Raw genomic sequence first — 20,533 nt, forward strand, 5'->3', positions numbered from 1 at the left:
GTCGATCCATCGCCCTGGACGAGCCAGACAATGCCTCATCCTTGGGCCGGACGGATTCCCGGCTCAGCCCTTTTGGCGGACTGCGCGCAGCCAGGCCGTGAGCTCGCCTTCGTCCGCCAGCGCCCGGGTCTGCAGCCGCAACTGCTGCAGCTCGCCGCGCAGCCGGTTCGCCTCCGACGTGATCATCCGGTCGGCCTTGCGCGGCTGCAGTCCCCGGCCTGCCGCCAGGCCGGTGGCTGCGCGGAATTCGGACTCCAGGCGCTGCGTCTCGGCTTGCAGGTCGGCCAGCTGCTCCTGCAGCACGGTCACGTAGTGCTGCAGGCGGCGCCGGTCCACGGAGGCCAGGTGGGCCGCGTCGATCTGTTCGGCCTGCAGCTGCAGTTCCAGCAGGGCCAGCAGGTTTTCGTCGGCGTAAGCCTGGTTGGCCTGCTGCATCAGCGCCGTCTTGCGCGCCCGCTGCTGCGCGTCCGGCTCGCGGTCGGGGTGCAGCGCGCTCGCGAGGCGGCGATAGACGTCGCGCAGCGATTGCGAGACCGCCTGCTCCTCCTGCTGGCGCCGCTTCTGGACGCTGGCGGCGCGGCGCTGCGCCGCACGGGCTTCGCGCTGGGCGGCGGCGGCCGCGGCCTGCTGCTCCCAGTCCTGCACCAGGTCTTCGAGCAGCGCCTCGGCAGCGGTCTCCTGTTTCGACGGTGCCGGCGACGGTTCCTCGGCGTGCCGCGCAAGGACGGCCGCGATCCCGGCATCGTCGTCCCACTGCAACAGGGCCGCCGCCGTTTCGCGGACCATTTCGTCCAGCTGTTCGCGCTCGGCGCGCGACAGCCCGGGCTGCAGGCTCGCGTGGTCCAGCGCGAACACCCATTCGCGCCAGGCCGCGTGCAGTTCGCGCCGCACGGGTTCGACGGACTGGTGGTAGCGCTCGATGCGTTCCTTCCACTCGGCGAGCGCGGCGCGCCACTGCGCGACGTCCTCCACGAGCGTGTTGAAGCGCGACTGCTGCTGCGCCAGCTCGGGATCGCCGGCGTCGGGGTGGATCCGGAGGGACTGGAAGGCGCTCACCATGGCCGGCGATGCTAGCGGAAGTCCCGGCTCTGCGCGGACCCGGCCAGCCGGCCCAGCAGCGGCGTCAGGTCCTCCAGGTGCCCCGCGATCAGGTTGCACACCTCGCCCTCGCGCTGCCAGATGCCGCGCACGGCCAGCAGCCGCGCGCGCAGCAGCTCCTTGCGCTGGCGCTCCCGCAGGCTCTTCCAGCAGATCACCTGCACGACGCCGGTCTCGTCTTCCAGCGATACGAAGATGGTTCCATTGGCCGTGTCGGGCTGCTGGCGCAAGGTGACGATGCCGCAGTAGCGCACCGGCCGGCCGTTCGGCACGGACCGCAGGTCCGCCGCGGTCGCCAGCTTGCGCGCGGCGAGTTGCGGGCGCAGCAGCGCGAGCGGGTGGCGCCGCAAGGTCAGGCCCAGCGACGCATAGTCCCAGACGATCTCCTCGCCTTCGGGCGCGGCCTGCAGTTCGAGCTCCTCCTCGTCCACCGGCGCATCGCGCAGCAGCACGGGCGTGGACCGCAGCGCCGCCGCATCCCACACCTGCTGGCGCCGGTGGCCGGACAGGCTTTGCAGCGCGTCGGCCGCCGCGAGCAGCTTCATTTCCGCCTGCTCCAGCCCGGCGCGGCGCGCCAGGTCGGCGGCGTCGTCGAAGGGCGCGTCCGCGCGCGCCGCCACGATGCGCTGCGCCGACTCCGCCTTCAGCTTGTCCACCATGCGCAGGCCCAGGCGCACCGCCGGCGGATGCGGCAGGTCTTCCAGAGTGCAATCGACGTCGCTGCGCATCACGTCGACGGGACGCACCTCCACGCCGTGCCGCTTCGCGTCCTGCACCAGCTGCGAAGGCGAGTAGAAGCCCAGCGGCTGGCTATTGAGCATGGCCGCCAGGAACTCCGCCGGGTGGTGGCACTTGATCCAGCAGCTGGCATAGACCAAGAGCGCGAAGCTGGCTGCGTGGCTTTCCGGGAAGCCGTATTCGCTGAAGCCCTTGATCTGCTCGAAGATGCTTTCGGCGAAAGCGCGCTCGTAGCCGCGCGAGGTCATGCCCTGCACGATCTTGTCGTAGTACTTTTCCAGGCCGCCCTTGCGGCGCCAGGACGCCATCGCGCGGCGCAGGCCGTCCGCCTCGCCGGGCGTGAAGCCGGCGGCCAGCATCGAGATCTGCATCACCTGCTCCTGGAACACCGGCACGCCCAGCGTGCGGCCCAAGGCCTCCTTCAAGGCTTCGCTGGGGTAGGTGACCGGCTCCTTGCCCTGGCGCCGGTTCAGGTAAGGGTGGACCATGCCGCCCACGATGGGCCCGGGCCGGACGATGGCGACCTCGATCACCAGGTCGTAGAACTCGCGCGGCTTCATGCGCGGCAGCATCGACATCTGCGCGCGGCTTTCGATCTGGAACACGCCTACGGTGTCGGCCTTGCAGATCATGGCGTAGGTCGTGCCGTCTTCGGGCGGGATGTCCTGCATCTCGAAGCGGTAGCCCTTGCGCTCGCCGATGAACTCCAGCGACTTGCGGATCGCTGTCAGCATGCCCAGCGCCAGGCAGTCCACCTTCAGCAGGCCGACGGCGTCGAGGTCGTCCTTGTCCCATTCGATCACCGTGCGATCGGGCATAGCCGCGTTTTCGATCGGCACCATGCGGTGCAAGGGCCCGCGCGTGAGCACGAAGCCGCCTACGTGCTGCGACAGGTGGCGCGGAAAGCCGAGGATCTGCGAGGTGAGGGCGATCAGCTGCTGCACCTGCAGGTCCTCCGGGTCCAGGCCCGCTTCGGCGAAACCCTCGGCGCGCACCTGGCGCCCGTCCCACCACTGGTGCGACTTGGCCAGCCGGTCGACGGTGTCGAGATCGAAGCCCAGGGCCTTGCCGACGTCGCGCAGCGCCGAACGCGGGCGGTAGGAAATGACGGTGGCTGTCAGACCGGCGCGCTCGCGGCCGTACTTGCGGTACAGGTACTGCATCACCTCCTCGCGCCGCTCGTGCTCGAAATCGATGTCGATGTCCGGCGGCTCGTTGCGCTCCTTGCTGATGAAGCGCTCGAACAGCACGCTCATGCGGGCCGGGTCGACCTCCGTCACGTGCAGGCAGTAGCAGACCACCGAGTTGGCGGCCGAGCCGCGGCCCTGGCAGAGGATGTGCTGCGAGCGCGCGAAGCGCACGATGTCGTAGACGGTGAGGAAGTACTTTTCGTACTGCAGCTCCGAGATCAGTTCGAGTTCATGTTCGACCTGCAACTGCACCTTGGCGGGCACGCCCTGCGGCCAGCGCCGGCCCGCGCCTTCGTAGGTGATGCGCCGCAGGAAGGACGCCGCGGTCTCGCCCGCGGGCACCACCTCGTCGGGGTACTGGTAGCGCAGTTCGTCGAGCGAGAAAGCGCATTGCTCGGCGACGCGCAAGGTCTCATCCAGCAAGTCCTGCGCATAGAGTTGCGCCAGTCGCAGGCGCGTGCGCAGGTGGCGCTCGGCGTTCGGCTGCAGCGCGTAGCCGCACTCCGTCAGCGGCTGGCCCACGCGCGTGGCCGTCATCACGTCCTGCAGCGGCTTGCGCGAGCGCACGTGCATGTGGACGTCGCCGGCTGCCACCAGCGGCAGGCCGGTGGTGCGGCCGGCCTGGCGCAGGCGGTGCAGCCACATCTCGTCGCCCAGCACGCGTTCGCGCAAGGCGATGAACCAGCAGCGCCCGGCGTAGGCGCGAGCCGCCCAATGGCCCAGGCTGGCCAGCTGCGCCGGCCGGCTGCCGCGCCGTGGCGCCAGCAGCACCAGGCAGTCCGCGAAGGCCTCGCGCTGGACTTGCGCGAAGTCCAGGCGATAAGTCCCCTTGGCGCTGCTGCGGCGCAGGCCGGTGATGAATTCGCAGAGGTTGCCGTAGCCCGCCAGGTTGCGCGCCAGCACCACCAGCGTGAAAGGGTGCTCGCCCTGCACCTCGAACTGCGCGCCCACCAGCAGCTGGATGCCGTGCTCCCTGGCGGCCACGTGCGCGCGCACGACGCCGGCCATCGAGCATTCGTCGGTGATCGCCAGCGCGGAGTAGCCGAGCGTGTGGGCGCGTGCTACCAGTTCCTCCGGCCGGCTCGCGCCGCGAAGAAAAGAGAAACTGGAGAGGCACCAGAGCTCTGCGTATTGCGGACCGGCCATGCGTGCCCCTGCTCAGGCGAAGACGCCTTGCAGGAACCAGGCCGTGCGCTCCTGGTCCAGGCGGGTCTGGAAGATCCACAGCACGCCGGCGTGCTCGCTCAGCGCCACGTAGTAGTCGCGCACGACGGTCTGCTCGCGCTCGTGGCCTTCGGCGTCGCGGCGCCGGTGCCACCAGCCGCTTTCGATGCGATGCGGGCCGGACAGCAGCAGCAGCGGGCCCTGGTAGAGCGGCACGTCGGCCTGCACCGCCAGCTTCAGCGGGCGCGGCAGGATGAAGCCGGGTTGCGGCAGGCCGCCGGCTTCCGCCATCGTCCGCGGCTGCGGGGCGGCGGCGGGCTGCCAGTGCGTCGTCCACTCCATGCGGTGGTCCGCCACCGGCACGGGGCGCAGCACGCGCTCCGGCCCCAGGCGCGCGGCGACGCGCTCCAGCACCAGCGCGAGCGATTCGCCGGATTGCACCGCGTCCGGCAGCAAGGTCCCGCTCTTTTCTTCGAGCGCATGCACTTCATCGGCGATCAGTTCCAGGTCGCCGACCGGCGCCTTCAATTCCACTTTCGCCAGGTGCTCGGCCAGCAGCCGGCTCAGGTGTTCGAGGTTGCGCGTGGCCTCCGCCGTGCGCACGGTGAGCTCGCCGCCATCGCCCGCCGTCTTCGAGCGCATCACGTCGTGGCACCAGCGCAGCGTGAAGGCCGTCAGGCCGCTTTGGCGCGCGGCGAGCCAGCCGCACATCTGCAGCAGCAGGCGCCGTGCGCCGAAGAGGAGGGCGGGAGCCAGCTCCACGCGCGACATCAGCTCCAGGCGCTGCGCGAAGCGGTCCGGCAAGGGCACCCATGCATGCGATTCGGGACGCAGCCCGTAGGCCTGGTCCAGCGCCTTCAGCAGTTGCGCATCGAAGCGGCGCGACAAGCCGCCGCGCGGCAGCGCACGCACGTCGCCCAGCGTGCGGCATCCCAGCCGCGACAAGGTCGCTTCGTGCGCTCGCGCAGCGGTCAGGGTCTCGAGCGGGATGGCATCGAGCACCTGCTCCAGCGGCTTGCCGAAGCCGTTCGTGAGGCCGGCACGTGCGAGCGCCAATGCGGCCAGGCTGGTCGGCGCCCAGCTCGGTGCGCGCAGGCCCAGCTCGCCTGCCTCGTTGCGGATGCGTTCGACCAGGCGCCGCTTGCCGCCGAACAGGCGCGTGCTCGCGGCGAGCTCCATGGCCACCGCCTGCGCCTCCATCACGGCGACCCGGGGGGTGTACTGCAGTGCCCAGGTTGCCGTGCCATGGAGGACCTCAGTGGACGGCGAGCTGCCGGCCGGCTGCGCGTCGGGAAGCAGGGCTGCCCACAGCATCGGAAGTCTCCAGGCGCTTCAGCAGAAGGCTGGGTTGCAACAGGCGCGGCGTGAGGACCGAATCCAGCCCGCCCGGAATCGAAGGCAGGCGCAGCGGCGCGTCCAGCGTCGGCCCGCGCCGCTTGAAAAGGTCGACGCGCAGTTCCCAGTCGAGCCCGTAGCTGACGTGCGCGCGCAGGGGCGCAGCGGACGATTCATGGCGCGCGGCTTCGGGCCGGCACAGGAACACCGGCGCGCCGCAGGCGAGGGCGCACACGTGCAGGCGCCGGATCTGCTCCTGCCGCGCCTGCGGCAGCCACGCGACGACGGCGCCGGCGGCGTTGGACTTGATCATCTGTTCGGTGACCCACAGGCGCTCCGCCGGCGTGTCGGCGCGGATCCACACCAGGTGGCGCGCATCGGCGCCCGCATGCACCAGGCCCGGCAAGTGCGGATCCTTGGGCGGCCCGACCAGGACCACCTGGCCGTCCTGCGCCACGACCTGCCGCAGCAGGCCGCCCAGCACGCGCCATTCGACGACGCCGGGCTGTGGCGCGAGGAGTTCGGTGATGGCATGGCAAGGCCAGCCGCCACCGGGCAGCTGTGCATCGAGCTCTTTCCAGCCCGTGGACAGGGTCGTGCTCACTTCGGAACCGAGCTCGCTGCCGCGCCACACGCCGGGCGGGATTTCGCCCGGCAGCACGTGCGGCCGCAGCCGCCGCGCGGGCGGGCCGGGGTCGGGCTCACTGTCCTGCCACTCTGGAACTGCAACGGCGGTCATGACGCGGGATAAACTGTATGAATATACAGTATCTCACTTCCTATGATGCGCCGGTGTGCTCCAACTACGTACCTGTGACCGACGGCGACACGCTGCTCGCCTTTTTCGGCGTCCAGCGTGACTTTTCTGGCGAAGCGCCCCCGGAGGCCTACCCGACCGATCTCGCCCCCTTCATCCGGCTGGTGAACGGCCAGCGCACGGCGGACGCCGGCCGCTTCGGCCTGCTGCCGCCGTGGCGGCGCGAGGTGCGCTACGGCACCCACACGTACAACGCGCGCAGCGAGACGGTGCATTCGCTTCCGAGCTACAAGGAGAGCTGGCGCTACGGCCTGCGCTGCGTCATCCCGGCGAAGGCGGTGTACGAGCCTCGCTACAACGACGACGGCAGCAACGAGCGCTGGCGCATCGAGAAGGAAGACGGCACGCCCTTCGGCGTGGCGGGCGTCTACACGGAATGGGTCGAGAACGGCGAGGAGAAGTTCAGCTTCTCGATGCTCACCGTGAACTGTGACGAGCACGCCTTCTACAGCCAGTTCCACGCGCCGGGCAAGGAAAAGCGCATGCCCGTGTTCCTGGACCCGGAGGACTACGACACATGGATGTCGTGCCCGGTGCGCGAGGCCGCGGGCTTCTTCCAGCAGTGGCCGGGGCCGTTCAACGCGTTCGCGGAACCGCGGACGCCGCGCGTGCCCAAGGTGCCCAAAGCGCCCCAAGCCCCGAAGGCCGACGCGGTCACCAAGCCGCCCAAGCCGACGCCGGCACCGAAGCCACCCCCGCCGCCGCCGGCGCAGGGCGACCTCTTCTAGGCGATCAGTTGTAGTCGACCGAGTGCTTGCGCACTGTGGTGGTCGTGGTGCTCGAGCCCGGGCCGCCCAGCTGGTGCGTGTTCACCGTGGTCACGCGGTGCACGACGTGGCGGTGCTGCACGTGCTTCTTCGCGGGGTGCGTGTTGATGGTCACGACCGTCGGCACGTCCGGCCCGACGCGGGTCGTGTGGCGGGTGGTCGTCGTGGTGGTGGTCGTGGCCGCCAGGGTGGCGGCGGACGCGAGGCACAGCGCGGGCAGCAGGATCGCGAATTTCTTCATCTTGGAACTCCGGAAATGCATGCCTCATGGATAGCATGCGCGGAGGATGAGGAAAGCGGGTGCAGGCGGGCGGATGACGTAGGAAGCCGCTGGCGCGACCGGCTAGCGCTCTGGCCGGTGGCATGCGCAGCCATGCTGTTCGGCCGCGCTCATGAAGGATTCGAGGATGGCGCAAGGGTGGGACGCATCGCCGTCGCAGGTCTTGCGCAGCGCCACCAGCTGCTTTTCGAGCGACGCAAGCGCCTGGATGCGGCCCTTCACCAGCGCGATGTGTTCGTCCAGCAGCTCGTTGACCTGGCCGCAGGACTGCTCCGGCGCCGCGGCGAAATCCAGCAGCTGCCGCACTTCCGGCAGCGGGATGTCGAGCGAGCGGCAGTGCCGGATGAAGTTCAGCCGCGTCAGGTGGCGGTCGTCGTAGCTGCGATAGCCCGACGCCGTGCGGGCGGGCTCCGCCAACAGGCCTTCGCGCTCGTAGAAGCGCACCGTCTGCACATCGCACCCCGCCGCGGAAGCAAGCTCACCGATCTTCACTGCAGAAACCTCATGGCTTGACCCTGTACCGAGTATAGGGTTTCCAATGCGGCCATGCCTGCAGAACCGTCTCTCCCGCGCCCGCGCCGTGTCATCCCCATTGCTGCGGTGACGGCGCCTGTCGCCGTACCGCAAAAGTTCGCCCTGGCTCCGGAAGCGGCGACGCAGCGCAGCACGCTGCGCATCGCGAACATGTGCTGCCCCGTGGAGGAAGCGTTGATCCGCAAGCGCCTGGGCGGCATGCAGGAAGTCGCGGACCTGAGCTTCGACCTGTTGAACCGCAAGCTGAGCGTCGCGCACGTGCCCGATGCCTTGCCGGCGGTGCTCGCGGCCCTGGCGGACGTGGGCATGGCGGGACTGCCCGACGCGCCCGCGCAGCAAGCGGCCGATCCGGCGGCCGGCAAGTCCTGGTTCGCGGAGAACCGCAAGCTGCTGCTGGGCGGCGCTTGCGCGCTCGCAGCGGAACTTTGCGCGCTGGCGCTGGGAGACCACTCGCTGCTGCCGGCTGCTTTCGCCCTGGTCGCGATTGCGTTGAGCGGCGTCGAGACCTATCGCAAGGGCTTCATCGCCCTGCGCCACCTGTCGCTGAACATCAATGCGCTGATGGCGCTGGCCGTCACGGGCGCCGTCCTCATCGGCCAATGGCCCGAAGCGGCGATGGTGATGGTCCTCTTCGGCATCGCCGAAGCCATCGAAGCGCGCTCGCTGGACCGGGCCCGGCGCGCCGTCCAGAGCCTGATGGCCATGGCGCCGGAAACGGCGACGGTGCGCACCGTCTCCGGATGGCAGCCGCTGCCGGTGGCCGGTGTCGCCATCGGGTCCATCGTGCGCGTTCGCCCCGCCGAACGCATTCCGCTGGACGGCGTCGTCACGGCGGGTGCGAGCGCGGTGGACCAGGCGCCGATCACCGGGGAAAGCGTTCCGGTGGACAAGGCCGCCGGCGACGCGCTGTTCGCCGGCAGCGTCAACCAGCACGGCGAGCTGGAGTTCCGCACGACCGCGGCCGCGTCCGACAGCACGCTGGCGCGCATCGTGCGCACCGTGCAGGAGGCGCAGGCCAGCCGCGCGCCCATGCAGCGTTTCGTGGACCAGTTCGCCGCCTGGTACACGCCAGCCGTGGTCGCCATCGCCATGGCCGTCGCCGTGCTGCCCCCGCTGCTTGCCGGCGCGGACTGGTTCACGTGGATCTACCGTGCGCTGGTGATGCTGGTCGTCGCCTGCCCGTGCGCGCTGGTGATCTCGACGCCGGTGACGCTCGTTTCCGGGCTGACCGCCGCGGCGCGGCGCGGCATCCTGGTCAAGGGCGGCCGCTTCCTCGAAGGCGGTGGCAAGCTGCGGGTGCTGGCGCTGGACAAGACCGGCACGCTCACGCGCGGCAAGCCTGCCGTGACGGACTTCATCGCCTTGGTGGGAACGCGGGAGGAGCAGCTGCGCCGCGCGGCGGCACTTGCCGCGCGCAGCGACCATCCGGTTTCGCATGCGGTCGCCGTGCATGCTGCGCAGTTGCGCGAACTGCCGGAGGTGACCGGCTTCGCCGCGCAGCCAGGCCGCGGCGTGTCCGGCCACGTGGAGGGGCGGCTCCTGCAGATGGGAAACCATCGCCTCGTCGAAGAGGCCGGCGCGTGTTCACCGGAACTCGAAGCGCAGCTGGCGGCGCTGGAGGAGCAAGGCAAGACGGCGATCGTGCTCGTCGAGGGCAAGGTCCCGCAGGCGGTGATCGGCGTTGCCGATACGGTGCGCCCGGAAAGCGCCGAGGCCGTCGCCGCGCTGAAGCGGCTGGGCGTGCACCCGGTGATGCTCACCGGCGACAACGCGCACACGGCCCGCGCGATCGCCCGGCAGGTCGGCATCGAGGAGGTGCGCAGCGAACTGCTGCCGCATGACAAGTTGGCGGCGATCACCCAGCTGCAGGCCGGCGGCGTGGCCGTCGGCATGGTGGGCGACGGCGCCAACGATGCGCCGGCACTGGCCCGCGCCGACTGCGGCTTCGCGATGGGCGCGGCCGGCACCGACGCGGCCATCGACACGGCGGACGTCGCGCTGATGGACGACGACCCGAGGAAGCTGCCGGCCTTCATCGCGCTGTCGCGGCGCACGCGCTCCGTCCTTCGGCAGAACATCGTGCTTGCCATTGCGATCAAGGGCGTGTTCCTGGGCCTGACGGTGGCGGGCGAGGCGACGCTGTGGATGGCCGTGTTCGCCGACATGGGGACGAGCCTGCTGGTCGTCTTCAACGGCCTGCGGCTGCTGCGGACTGCGCGTGCAGGTCGGTGAGCGCATGCGCCAATGGGCGCGGAAGTTGAAGCGTGACGGCCTGACCCTGTGGTTCGCGCTGAAGGACCGCAGGACGCCGTGGTATGCGAAAGCGCTGGCGGCCTTCGTGGTCGCCTATGCGCTGAGCCCCATCGACCTCATCCCGGACTTCATCCCGGTCCTCGGCTACCTGGACGACGTCATCCTGCTGCCGGTGCTGATCTGGCTGACGCTGAAGCTGGTGCCGGTGGGGGTGCTGGACGACTGCCGCCTGCACGCGGACGCCTGGTTGAAGGCCGGCCAGGCCAGGCCGCGCAGCACCGCCGGGGCGATTGCGATCTCGCTGATCTGGATCGCGGCGCTCGTGGCCATCGCGGTTGCGATGCGCGGCTACCTGCTCCGCGCCTGGTGACGATCAGGTTCCGGTGACCGCCGCCCTCATTCGAGGACTTCGCCCTCCGGCCGCGGCCGCAGCCACTTCTCCAGCAGGATGCCGTCCACGCCGTCGCTGTAGCGGTTGTGCCGGATCGCCACCTCCTGGTAGGCCAGCTCGTTGTAGAAGCTCCGGGCGGGCACGTTGTCGCGCCGGGTCTCCAGGCGGATTCGCTGCGCCCCTGCGACCCGCGCCGAGGCTTCGAGCCAGCCCAGGAGGGACCGGCCGATGCCCTTGCGCTGGTTCGCGTGGCCCACGGCGAAGAGCGCCAGGTAGGCGTCGGTTTCCAGGTATTCCATGATGCCGAAGCCAGCCAGCTCACCGGCCACGCCGGCGACCGCCACGTTGGTTTCCGGGTTGCGGATGGCCTTCAGCACGCGGGCCGGGCGCCAGTTCCAGGGCAGGCCGCGCTCGATCAGCTCGCGCGACAGCGCGGCAATGTCCTCCGCGTCTCCTGGCTGGGCCAGGCGTACGAGCAGGTCGAGGTTGTTCATGCGAAAAAAAGCGTGCGGGCGGCACCATTGTGCGCCTCGCACGCGCGAAGGCCAGGGCCCCGCGAGGGGCCCACGGGCCGGTTGCAGCCGCGTCAGCGCCTGCCTCGGCCCACGACGAAGGCGATGATCGCCAGGATGATGAAGACGAAGAACAGGATCTTCGCGATTCCCATCGCGCCCGCGGCGATGCCGCCAAAGCCGAAGACCGCGGCGATCAGTGCGATGACGAAAAACACGACGGCGTAATGCAGCATGTCGACTCCCTTTGTAATGGCGCACCCGGCGGGTGCAAGGCCTGAGCCAAGCTTAGGCGTGGCTTAGCAGCACGAATGATCAGCCGCAGCCGGTAGTGCTTGTCCGTCGCCTCGGGCGCGGGCTGTAGGACGCGGGCGGAGTGCAGGCCTTTCTTCGCCGGGCTGAAGCTGTCAGAGCCGCGCAAGCCGGGCGGTCCATAGTTCCGCACTGACGTTCACGAAAGCAGCCACCGCATGGGTGTACCCGATCCTTCAGCCCGCCTCGTGGCCGTGATCGACGACGAAGAGATGATCCTGCGGGCGCTCTCCCGCGTCCTTCGTCTCGCCGGATTCGAGGTGAAGACCTTCCTCAGCGTGGACAGCTTCCTGGCGGAACCCGCGGGCTCGCCGTGGGCCGCCGTGCTGCTGGACCTGCACATGCCCGGGGTGAGGGGACACGAGGTGCTCGAGATGCTGCAGGGCGGCATGCGGCTGCCGGTGATCACGATGTCCGGCGAGCCGGGCGCCGACCGGCGGCTGGCCCGGGGCGCCATCGCGCACCTCGCCAAGCCGATCGACGAGGACGTGCTCGTGGCGGCGCTGCAGCAGGCGTTTTCGGCCTGACGCCGGCGGGCCGCGCGGCCGCAGCGTACAATTCCTGCCCCCAGCAGCAGCCTCGCGCGAGATATTTCCATTTCCCTCCTTCTTTCCAACCAAATCCTCGACGAGATCCTGCAGAACCACGGGATCAAGTCCAACGACCTCGCCCGCATCGACAAGCTGTTCGGCGGCGAGGACGGCTATTACTGGTACCACACGCTGCGGCAGATGGCGCCCAAGAAGGACGTGATCGTCTGGCGCAACGAGGAAGCCATGCGCGCGGCAGTGCAGAACCAGGAAAACGAGTCGGCCGCCGAAGACGAGGTGAAGCCGCAGGTCCTGGGCGAGTCCCACGTGGCCGCCATCGCCCGCCTGCTCTCCGTCCGCGGCTGACGCCGGGCCCGGCTTCCGTTTCCGGGAGCCCCGGCCCACAATCGGCGCCTTGCTGCGGGAGCTTCCATGACAGCCAGCGTCGACACCGCATTCACCGGCTCGGTGGCCGGGTTCTACGAGCGCTACATGGTGCCGCTCATCTTCGAGCCGTATGCCGTCGACATGGCGAAGCGCGTGGCCCGGGCCGGCCCGCGCCGCGTGCTGGAACTGGCCGCCGGCACCGGCGTGGTCACGCGGCAGCTCGCGGTGATGCTGGACGGCTCCGCCGAGATCGTCGCCACCGACCTCAACCCCGCGATGATCGAAGAGGCCGCGCGCATCGGCACGGCCCGGCCGGTGCAATGGCGCCCGGCCGACGCGATGCAGCTGCCTTTCGACCCGGCTTCGTTCGACGCCGTCGTGTGCCAGTTCGGCGTGATGTTCTTCCCCGACCGGCCGCACGCGTATGCCGAAACGCGCGGCGTGCTGCGCCCCGGCGGCCTGTTCGCCTTCAGTGCCTGGGGCGCGATCGGCATGAATGAATTTGCCGATGCGGTGACGGACGCCCTCGCCACGGTGTTCCCGCAGGACCCGCCGCGCTTCATGGCGCGCACGCCGCACGGATACCACGACGCCGCGCTGATCGCGAAGGACCTCGCCGCAGCGGGCTTCACGCACCAGCCGCAGATCGAGACCATCGCGTTCACCAGCCGCGCCGTGTCGGCGCACATCGCCGCGCTCGCCTACTGCGAAGGCACGCCGCTGCGCGGCGAGATCCTGGCGCGCGACCCCGACGGCCTGCAGCGCGCCACCCAGGTGGCCGAAGCGGAACTGGTGCGCCGCTTCGGCGACGGCCCGGTGGAGGGGCGCATCGAAGCGCTCGTGGTGACGGTCGCCGCGTAAGCGCTACACGTCGCCAATCACCGACAGGATCCGCTCGCGGTCCTGCTCGGTCGCCGGGTTGTAGACGATCAGGCTGAGGTCCTTGCGGCCTTCGACGGCGAACGAGGAATACTCCAGCGCGATCTCTCCGAGCCGCGGATGGCGCAGGCGCTTGACGCCTTCCGTGTGCGAATGCACCAGGCTGGAATCCCACATGGCGCCGAACTCGGGACTGATGGCGCGCAGCTCGGCGACCAGCGGGGCGATCTCCGCATCGGCGCCGGCGCGGGCCGCATCGACGCGGGCGGCGGCGACGACCGCTCGGGCGACCGCCTCCCAATCGAATTGCCGCTCGCGCACGTGCGGGTCGCAGAACATCATGCGCAGCACGTTGCGGCCCTGCGGCGGGATCGTCTCGTAGTCGGTCAGCACGGCGCGCGCGGCGCGGTTCCAGGCGACGATGTCCCAGGTCGGCGTGCGCAGGAGCGCGGGGCTGTGCGGCAGCGCGTCCAGCAGCCTCTGCAGCCGCGGCGTGATGGGGTCGCCGCCGCGGTAGCGCTGTTCGGGCGGATGCCCCAGCCCGAGCACGAACAGGTGCTCGCGCTCGACATCGGTCAGCATCAGCGCCTGGGCAATGCGGTCCAGCACCTCGGCCGAGGGCTTGCCGCCGCGGCCTTGCTCCAGCCAGGTGTACCAGGTGGCGCTGATGCTGGCGCGGTCCGCCACCTCTTCGCGGCGCAGCCCCGCCGTGCGGCGGCGGCCCGAGTAGCCCAGCGCCAGCGCGTCCAGCTGCGTGCGGCGGCTGCGCAGGTAAGTGCCGAGTGCCTTGTCTTCGCTCAAGAGCTGATCCTGTTAAAAGCTATACCCGGATAACGTCACTACTTCAAAGTCGGCGCGACGATCCGCAGAATGCGGGCATTGTCATTCGGAGATGATGCATGCGAGTTTTCGTGACGGGCGCGACGGGCTGGGTGGGCTCGGCGGTGGTCCAGGAATTGGTGGCACACGGCCACAGCGTGACCGGCCTGGCGCGCGCGCCGGAGAAGGCCACCGCACTGGCGGCGCAGGGCGCGCAAGTGCTGCTGGGGACGCTGGACGACCTGGACCGGCTGCAGGAAGCCGCGGCTTCCGCCGACGCCGTGATCCACACGGCCTTCAACCATGACTTCTCCAGGTTCGCGCAGAACGCCGAACAGGACCAGCGCGCGATCGAGGCCTTCGGCAGCGTCTTGAGGGGCACGGACAAGCCGCTGGTGGTGACGTCCGGCGTGGCACTGCTGGCGCCGGGGCGGCTGGCGACGGAAGAAGACATTCCCGCGCGCGGGCCCTCGTATCCGCGCAAGTCCGAAGCCACCGCGCGCGAGCTCGCGGCACAGGGCGTGTTCGCGACCACGATGCGGCTGGCGCCTTCCGTGCATGGTGCGGGCGACCACGGCTTCGTGCCGCAACTGATCGCCATCGCGCGGCGCACCGGCGTCTCCGGCTACCTGGGCGAAGGCAGCAACCGCTGGGCCGCGGTGCACCGGCGCGATGCCGCGCGGGCCTACCGGCTGGTGCTGGAAAAGGGCACGCGCGAGCAGCACGCGTATCACGCCATCGCGGATGAAGGGGTGGCTTTCCGCGCCATCGCCGAAAGCATCGGCCGGCACCTGGGCCTGCCGGTGGAACGCCGGGAGCCGGAGCACTTCGGCTGGCTGGGTTCGTTCGCGGCCATCGACATGGCCGCATCGAGCGAGCGCACGCGCAGCGTGCTGGGCTGGCAGCCGCAGGAACCGGGCCTGCTGGCGGACCTGGATTCGGCCGGCTACTTCGCGGCCTGAAGCGCTACTTGGCCGAGGTGGAGACGAGAGGCGTGTGCTTGGGCTGCGCCTTCACGACCTTCGTCTCGGGGAAGTTCGCGGCGGCCGCTTCGCCCGGGTCGACGGCATGGGGGCTGTGCATGAAGCGGTAGACACCGACCGCGGCAAGCAGCGCGAGGACCACCATGTAGCGCGTCTCGGAGCGCCGGTTGCCGCTGAAAAGGGCCAGGAGAACGCAGCCGGCGATGGCCACGACCAGCATCTTCAGGTCCAGCGTGAGCGAATTGAAGAAGTCCATGGCAGTCCTGAAGCGTCGTTAGCGACACTTTACCCATGGGTGGCGAAAGCGCCCAGTCCCGTCGTTACAAAAGGCTCAGTCAGGGCTTAACGTCGTGCAGAAGCCACGTTGTCGCCTAAGGGGATGTAAGCAGTAGCCTCAACTTCGATACGAACCTGACGGGAAGGCAGCATTCCGCTCACTTCGACCACCGTCGACGCCGGCGGCGTGTCCGGGTAGAACATGCGGCGCACACGGTTGTACAGCGGGTAGTCGCGCAGGTCGGTGAAGTACTGGACCAGCTTGATCACGTCCTCCATGCCGCCGCCGGCTTCCTCGGCGAGCTGGCGGATGCGATCGAGCACCACCCAGCTCTGGACCAGCGCCGGCGCCTGGAAGATGTCGACCGACAGCTCGCCGGTCTGCCCGAGCTCCTTGCGCACGCTCTCCGGCACCTGGTCGAAGCGATCGAGCACGACGCCGCTCGCGGGGTCGACGGCGATCACGCCCGACATCAGCACCAGGTCGCCGGCGCGGCGCCAGCTGGCATAGCGCGCCAGCGGCTGGCCGGTTGCAGGTGTCTGTGTTTGTGCCATGTGCGTCTTCCTGTCAGCGCGCCCTTGCGCGGCGCTTTTTGGGCGGATGCTCCAGCCCGACGCCGCGCAGCACCAGCGCCGTGATCTCGGCGCGGATCGCGTCGCGGTCCAGCGGCTTGGCGTCCGGCCAGCGGGCGAAGAAGCGCACCTGCGCCTCGTAGTCGGCGTAGTGCTGCGTGAGCGCCCAGATGTGGAACAGCAGGTACATGGGGTCGATGGGCGCGATCTTGCCGGCGTCCACCCAGCTCTGGACCAGCGCGGCCGCGGCGTCCACCGAAGGCTGGCCGTCCTTCCAGATCCGGCGGATCACATGGCCGCCGCTCAGGATCTCGCCGGCGAACAGGCGGCAGACCTGCGGATGCTCGAAGGTGAAATCCAGCTTGCGCTGCACCAGCCGCGCCAGCGACACCGCGGGGTCGCTGTGGTCCTCGTCGACGTTCAGGCCGATGTGCGCCCAGTGCTGCATCGTGCGGCGCAGGATGGACTCGTACAGCGCTTCCTTGCTTTCGATGTAGTAGTGCAGCTGCTGCTTGGAGATGCCGGCGCGCGCGGCGATGTCCTGCGTCGACGTGCCTTGCAGGCCATGGCGCGAGAACTGTTCCAGCCCCGCGGCATGGATGCGGTCCATCATGCCGGCGCGCCGCTCGGCGAAAGCCGCCGAGCGCGCGTCGACCGTGCGTTCCTCCAGCACTACTTGGCCAGCTTGGCGCGCAGGTCCAGGCCCACGCCCTTGTTGACGAAGCGGTCGGTGGCCAGGCCGTTGATGTCGATGTCGCCGGCGCCGAACACGCCGGCCTTCACCATTTCCGCGTTGAAGCGCTTGATGCGGTCCATCGACATCGCGCCGATGCCTTTGGCGCGAGCATCGCCCGCGTCCACCATGCCCATCTCCTGCAGCTTGTGGAATTCGGCGTCGAGCTTTTCGTCCGTCATCTCCGGATTGTCCTTCTTCATCAGCGCGTAGGCGGCCTTGCGGTCGCCGCCATACAGGTACTGGTACCAGCCGATCGCGGACGCGTCGATGAACTTCTGGATCATCGCAGGGTTCTTCTCCACCAGGTCGCGGCGCACCTCGATCATGTTCGCGTACGCCTCCCAGCCCTGGTCGGCCAGCATGAAGACATCGGTCTTCACGCCGTCCATGGCCAGGTAGATCGGTTCCGCCGTCACGTAGGCCTGCTGCACGGAGGCCTTGTCGGCCAGGAAGGGCGCCGAGGAATAGTTGTAGGGCTTGAACTGGTCGTCGCTGAAGCCGCGGCTGGCCGTCATCCACTTCCAGAAGCTGAACTGGCTGCCCTTGGCGATGTAGATCGTCTTGGCCTTGGTCAGGTCCTGGAAGGTCTTGTACTGGCCCGCATGCGCCATCAGCGAAGTGGGGTCCTTCTGCATGAAGGCGCCGACCAGGATGGTGGGCAGCTTGCTCTTGTTCGCCTCCATCATGCTGATCATCCCCAGCGGGATCATCATGTCCACCTTGCCCACCAGCATCAGCGGGCGCGGGTTCACCTGCGGGCCGCCCTGCATGATCTCCACGTCGAGCCCGTACTTCTTGTAGGTGCCGTCGGCCAGCGCCTGGTAGAAGCCGCCGTGGCTGGCCTGCGCCTTCCAGTTCGTGGCGAACACGATCTTCTGCTGCGCCTGCGCCAGGGCGGGCAGCAGCAGGGCGGCGGCGGCCAGCGCCAGGGCGATGCGTTTCGTGATCATGCTGTCTCCTTCGTGGTGTTCGGTGGGGTCAAGAGAGCGAAAGGATCTTGCCGGGGTTCATCAGGCCCAGCGGGTCGGTGCTGTGCTTGAAGCGGATCTCCTCGTCGCCCATTTCCTTGCGCCCGCTCTTTTCGAGGACGTAGACGTGCGCGTTCATCACGTGGCAGCCGTCCTGCCGCAGTTCCTGCTGCACCTCGTCGAGCCGCTCCTCGTCCAGGTACTGCAGCAGCACCAGGCCGGACAGGCGCGGCTGGCCGGCGAGGCGGGCGAATTCGTGGTGCATCAGCATCTCGTCGCCATAGCGCTCGATCTGCTGCGCGACGAGTTCGGGGGCGCGGTCGACCGGAACGACCATCTGCAGGTAGGTCCAGCCGCGATCGACCTTCAGCGCGCGCAGGGTCGTGTGGTTGTAGGCGCACTCGTGCACGGGCGGCAGGCCCGCGGCCTGCGCCTCCTGCGGCGTCATGCACATGGACAGCGTGCCGCCGTGCTTTTGCACGAGCTCGGTGAAGCGAGCGCGGTCGCTCGGGTTCACCATCGTGAAGATGGCGTCGGCGCTGCCGTCGAAGCGGGCGCCGAAGTCCCGGTAGTAGGGGCCGAAGCGCCGGTCCACGGCGCTCAGGAGGAAGACGTCGATGCCGCTCGCCTGCACCGCGGAGCCGAAGCGGATCACCTCCGGATAGCTGGGGAACAGGGCCACGCACTGCAGCCAGTCCACCGCCGGCACCAGCGCGAGCTCCGCCTCGATCATGATGCCGTTGGTGCCCCAGGCGTGGTGCACCAGTTCGACGTCCTTGCCCTTCAGGGTCAGCACCCGCGGCTGCTCCTCCAGGGTCACCACGCGCAGCGAGCGCATCGTGCCGGATTCGCGCAGGATGCCGTGCCGCACCGAACCGATGCCGGCCGAGCCGCCGGCGATGAAGCCGCCCACCGTGGCGATGCTCATCGTCGAGGGGTAGATCATCAGCTGCTGGCCCTCGGCCCGCACCGTGTTCAACACCGCCTCCAGGCAGGCGCCGGCCTGCACCCGCACGAAGCCCGGCCCGATCTCCAGCACCCGGTTCAGCAGGGTCATGTCCAGCACCACGCCGCCTTGCAGGGGCACGGCCTGGCCGTAGTTGCCGGTGCCGCCGCCACGCACCGTCACCTTGAGGCGATGCCGCGCGACGGCCGCGGCGACGCGCAGCACTTCGTCCTCGGTGGCCGGCAGCACCACGATGTCGGCACGGCAGTCCCTCAGCTGCGCGTCCAGCACCGGGCTGTACCAGTAGTAGTCGCGCGCCCGCGAGCGCAGCTCGCCGTCGCTGGTGAGGCAGGCGATGCCTTCGATATCGCGCTGGAACGCAGCCAGGTTGTTCATCGCTCCCTCTTCATTTCGCTTTCGTGCCAGTGGCCCAGCACCTTGCGCGTGAGCCAGGTGGTGGCCAGGAAGATGACGATGCCGCACATGGACACGAGCAGCAGCGCCGCGAACATCAGCGGCACGTCGCTGCGGAAGCTGGCCTCGAAGATGCGCGAAGCCAGGCCCGTCTCCTTGCCGGCGGCGCCCGCCACGAACTCCGCCACCACCGCCCCGATCAGCGCCAGGCCGCCAGACACCTTGAGGCCGGCCAGGAAGTTGGGCATCGCCGTGGGCACCAGCAGCAGGCGGAAGCGCTGCCAGGGGCTGGCCTTGTACAAGGTGAACAGGTCGCGCAGGTTGTGGTCGGCGCTGCGCAGGCCGATCACCGTGTTGGACAGGATGGGAAAGAAGGCGACGATCCACGCGCAGATCAGCAGGGCGGCCGTGGTGCTGTCCACGTAGATCATGATCAGCGGGGCGATCGCGACGATCGGCGTTACCTGCAGGATGACTGCGTAGGGGAACAGGGCCACCTCGACGTAGCGCGAGAGGGCGAACAACGTCCCGAGCGCCACGCCGCCCAGCACGGCGCATCCCAGTGCGAGCAAGGTGAGCTTCGCGGTGAACAGCAGCGAAGGCTGCAGCGACGGCCACTTCAGCCACAGCGTCTTCAGCACCAGCGAAGGCGCCGGCAGGATGTAGGGCGGGATTTCCTTCAGGCGCACGAAGGCTTCCCAGGCGCCCAGCGCCAGCACCATCAGCAGCAGGGGCGCGCCGATGGTCAGCAGCCGTTCGCGCCGCACCCGTGCACGCTCGCGCGTGCGGGCCGTGTCGTCTTCGGCCAGCGCGGCCTCGGGGACTTCAATGGTCGGCGCCAACATGGACCAGGCTCTCCTTCAGCGCACCGGAGATGCGCACGCATTGCTCGGCATAGCCTGCGGAAGCGCGGAACGCTTCCTGGCGCGGTTGCGGGCCGTCGATGGCGATCTCCTCCAGCACCCGGCCCGGGCGCGCGGCCATCACGACGACGCGGGTGGACAGGTACACGGCTTCCCAGACGTTGTGCGTGACGAAGACCACCGTCAGGCCCAGGTCGCTCCACAGCTGCAGGACGTCGTCGTTCAGCTTGGCGCGCGTCATTTCGTCCAGCGCGGCGAAGGGCTCGTCCATCAACAGCAGGCGCGGCTTGGTCACCATGGCGCGCGCGATCGAGGCGCGCATCTTCATGCCGCCGGACAGCTCGCGCGGGTAGACGTCGGCAAAGCGCGAGAGGCCGACCAGCGCCAGCGCAGACCTCACTTCGTCGGCGGCCTTGGCGCGCGACACGCCGGCAATGCGCAGCGGCAGGTAGACGTTGTCGAAGATCGACGCCCAGGGCATCAGGGTCGGCTCCTGGAGCACGAAGCTGACGTCGCGCGTGTGCTCGCTCGCGCCCTTGGCGCCGGCGGTCCACTCGACGCTGCCGGAGGAGGGCTCCAGCAGGCCGGCCATCATGCGCAGCGCCGTGCTCTTGCCGCAGCCCGAAGGCCCCAGCAGGCTGATGAACTCGCCGCGGTTGACGTCGAGCGTCATGTCGCGCAGGGCGAGCGTGCCGTTGGAATAGCGCTTGTTGGCGCGCGCCAGCCGGATCAGCCGGCCGGGGGCCTCGGTGTCTTGCATGGGCGAGA

The 20,533-nt window shown here is 69.4% G+C and carries 23 protein-coding genes; 7 read left to right on the top strand and 16 right to left on the bottom strand.

The genetic code is table 11. From position 1 onward, the window contains the following. Positions 1–63: 63 nt before the first annotated feature. From HHL11_RS12145 to imuA, 4 genes are read right to left on the bottom strand one after another with little or no spacing between them, the layout of a single operon-like run. Positions 64–1,059: a J domain-containing protein gene (locus HHL11_RS12145; RefSeq protein WP_169418627.1), complete on the bottom strand. Its 996-nt coding sequence runs from the start codon at positions 1,057–1,059 to the stop codon at positions 64–66. Between the two features lie 11 nt (positions 1,060–1,070). Beyond that, entirely contained in the window at positions 1,071–4,172 is a 3,102-nt protein-coding gene (locus tag HHL11_RS12150; protein ID WP_169418628.1) for an error-prone DNA polymerase, read from the bottom strand. 12 nt (positions 4,173–4,184) lie between these two features. Continuing rightward, positions 4,185–5,504: a Y-family DNA polymerase gene (locus HHL11_RS12155; RefSeq protein WP_169418629.1), complete on the bottom strand. Its 1,320-nt coding sequence runs from the start codon at positions 5,502–5,504 to the stop codon at positions 4,185–4,187. Further along, positions 5,446–6,264, bottom strand: a complete 819-nt coding sequence (imuA, locus tag HHL11_RS12160; RefSeq protein WP_169418630.1) for a translesion DNA synthesis-associated protein ImuA — start codon at positions 6,262–6,264, stop codon at positions 5,446–5,448. Before imuA ends, HHL11_RS12155 begins: the two co-directional genes overlap by 59 nt. 17 nt (positions 6,265–6,281) lie before the next feature. On the opposite strand from imuA, the gene HHL11_RS12165 reads away from it, so the two are divergent. Then, entirely contained in the window at positions 6,282–7,070 is a 789-nt protein-coding gene (locus HHL11_RS12165; RefSeq protein WP_169418631.1) for an SOS response-associated peptidase, read from the top strand. Positions 7,071–7,074: 4 nt separating this feature from the next. On the opposite strand, the gene HHL11_RS12170 is transcribed toward HHL11_RS12165, so the two are convergent. Together HHL11_RS12170 and cadR are read right to left on the bottom strand one after the other, a co-directional pair. After that, the gene (locus HHL11_RS12170; protein ID WP_169418632.1) at positions 7,075–7,350 is read right to left on the bottom strand and encodes a hypothetical protein; all 276 of its coding nucleotides are present in this window, start codon (positions 7,348–7,350) and stop codon (positions 7,075–7,077) included. 102 nt (positions 7,351–7,452) lie between these two features. Further along, complete coding sequence (gene cadR, locus HHL11_RS12175) at positions 7,453–7,881, bottom strand: Cd(II)/Pb(II)-responsive transcriptional regulator (RefSeq protein ID WP_169418633.1); 429 nt, start codon at positions 7,879–7,881, stop codon at positions 7,453–7,455. Positions 7,882–7,989: 108 nt separating this feature from the next. On the opposite strand from cadR, the gene HHL11_RS12180 reads away from it, so the two are divergent. Further along, a complete protein-coding gene (locus tag HHL11_RS12180; protein ID WP_425355196.1) occupies positions 7,990–10,155 on the top strand; it encodes a heavy metal translocating P-type ATPase in 2,166 nt (721 codons plus the stop codon). Continuing rightward, on the top strand, positions 10,142–10,546 hold the full coding sequence (locus tag HHL11_RS12185; RefSeq protein ID WP_169418635.1) for a DUF1232 domain-containing protein: 405 nt from the start codon (positions 10,142–10,144) through the stop codon (positions 10,544–10,546). The genes HHL11_RS12180 and HHL11_RS12185 overlap by 14 nt, the downstream gene beginning before the upstream one ends. A gap of 26 nt (positions 10,547–10,572) precedes the next feature. Here HHL11_RS12185 and HHL11_RS12190 read toward each other — a convergent pair whose 3' ends face one another. Both HHL11_RS12190 and HHL11_RS12195 read right to left on the bottom strand, forming a co-directional pair. After that, the gene (locus HHL11_RS12190) at positions 10,573–11,061 is read right to left on the bottom strand and encodes a GNAT family N-acetyltransferase (RefSeq protein ID WP_169418636.1); all 489 of its coding nucleotides are present in this window, start codon (positions 11,059–11,061) and stop codon (positions 10,573–10,575) included. 92 nt (positions 11,062–11,153) lie between these two features. Next, on the bottom strand, positions 11,154–11,315 hold the full coding sequence (locus HHL11_RS12195; RefSeq protein ID WP_169418637.1) for a DUF1328 domain-containing protein: 162 nt from the start codon (positions 11,313–11,315) through the stop codon (positions 11,154–11,156). Between the two features lie 234 nt (positions 11,316–11,549). On the opposite strand from HHL11_RS12195, the gene HHL11_RS12200 reads away from it, so the two are divergent. The 3 genes from HHL11_RS12200 (at position 11,550) to HHL11_RS12210 (ending at position 13,169) form a co-directional block, all read left to right on the top strand. Continuing rightward, positions 11,550–11,918: a response regulator transcription factor gene (locus HHL11_RS12200; RefSeq protein ID WP_169418638.1), complete on the top strand. Its 369-nt coding sequence runs from the start codon at positions 11,550–11,552 to the stop codon at positions 11,916–11,918. A gap of 204 nt (positions 11,919–12,122) precedes the next feature. Then, on the top strand, positions 12,123–12,287 hold the full coding sequence (locus tag HHL11_RS12205) for a hypothetical protein (RefSeq protein ID WP_169418639.1): 165 nt from the start codon (positions 12,123–12,125) through the stop codon (positions 12,285–12,287). 66 nt (positions 12,288–12,353) lie between these two features. Next, the gene (locus HHL11_RS12210; protein WP_169418640.1) at positions 12,354–13,169 is read left to right on the top strand and encodes a class I SAM-dependent methyltransferase; all 816 of its coding nucleotides are present in this window, start codon (positions 12,354–12,356) and stop codon (positions 13,167–13,169) included. A gap of 3 nt (positions 13,170–13,172) precedes the next feature. Here the strand turns inward: HHL11_RS12210 and HHL11_RS12215 are convergent, their stop codons facing one another. After that, on the bottom strand, positions 13,173–13,988 hold the full coding sequence (locus HHL11_RS12215; protein WP_169418641.1) for a helix-turn-helix transcriptional regulator: 816 nt from the start codon (positions 13,986–13,988) through the stop codon (positions 13,173–13,175). A 98-nt stretch (positions 13,989–14,086) separates the two neighbouring features. Between HHL11_RS12215 and HHL11_RS12220 the strand changes: the two genes are divergently transcribed. Beyond that, positions 14,087–14,968: an SDR family oxidoreductase gene (locus tag HHL11_RS12220; RefSeq protein WP_169418642.1), complete on the top strand. Its 882-nt coding sequence runs from the start codon at positions 14,087–14,089 to the stop codon at positions 14,966–14,968. Positions 14,969–14,972: 4 nt separating this feature from the next. Here HHL11_RS12220 and HHL11_RS12225 read toward each other — a convergent pair whose 3' ends face one another. The 7 genes from HHL11_RS12225 to HHL11_RS12255 all read right to left on the bottom strand — a co-directional run bounded on the left by HHL11_RS12225 (position 14,973) and on the right by HHL11_RS12255 (position 20,525). After that, positions 14,973–15,245 carry a hypothetical protein gene (locus HHL11_RS12225; protein WP_169418643.1) on the bottom strand — a complete coding sequence of 91 codons (273 nt, stop codon included), beginning with the start codon at positions 15,243–15,245 and terminating at the stop codon, positions 14,973–14,975. Between the two features lie 86 nt (positions 15,246–15,331). Next, positions 15,332–15,820: a RidA family protein gene (locus HHL11_RS12230; RefSeq protein ID WP_169418644.1), complete on the bottom strand. Its 489-nt coding sequence runs from the start codon at positions 15,818–15,820 to the stop codon at positions 15,332–15,334. Between the two features lie 13 nt (positions 15,821–15,833). Beyond that, a complete protein-coding gene (locus tag HHL11_RS12235; RefSeq protein WP_169418645.1) occupies positions 15,834–16,511 on the bottom strand; it encodes a TetR family transcriptional regulator C-terminal domain-containing protein in 678 nt (225 codons plus the stop codon). Continuing rightward, positions 16,511–17,524 (bottom strand): ABC transporter substrate-binding protein, encoded by a 1,014-nt coding sequence (locus HHL11_RS12240; RefSeq protein ID WP_169418646.1) that lies wholly within the window; start codon positions 17,522–17,524, stop codon positions 16,511–16,513. The genes HHL11_RS12235 and HHL11_RS12240 overlap by 1 nt, the downstream gene beginning before the upstream one ends. Before the next feature lie 28 nt (positions 17,525–17,552). Further along, complete coding sequence (locus HHL11_RS12245; protein ID WP_169418647.1) at positions 17,553–18,884, bottom strand: FAD-binding oxidoreductase; 1,332 nt, start codon at positions 18,882–18,884, stop codon at positions 17,553–17,555. Next, on the bottom strand, positions 18,881–19,747 hold the full coding sequence (locus HHL11_RS12250; protein ID WP_169418648.1) for an ABC transporter permease: 867 nt from the start codon (positions 19,745–19,747) through the stop codon (positions 18,881–18,883). The genes HHL11_RS12245 and HHL11_RS12250 overlap by 4 nt, the downstream gene beginning before the upstream one ends. Next, on the bottom strand, positions 19,728–20,525 hold the full coding sequence (locus HHL11_RS12255; protein WP_169418649.1) for an ABC transporter ATP-binding protein: 798 nt from the start codon (positions 20,523–20,525) through the stop codon (positions 19,728–19,730). Before HHL11_RS12255 ends, HHL11_RS12250 begins: the two co-directional genes overlap by 20 nt. Positions 20,526–20,533: the final 8 nt, after the last annotated feature.

The sequence above is a fragment of the Ramlibacter agri genome (assembly GCF_012927085.1).
GTDB lineage: Bacteria > Pseudomonadota > Gammaproteobacteria > Burkholderiales > Burkholderiaceae_C > Ramlibacter > Ramlibacter agri.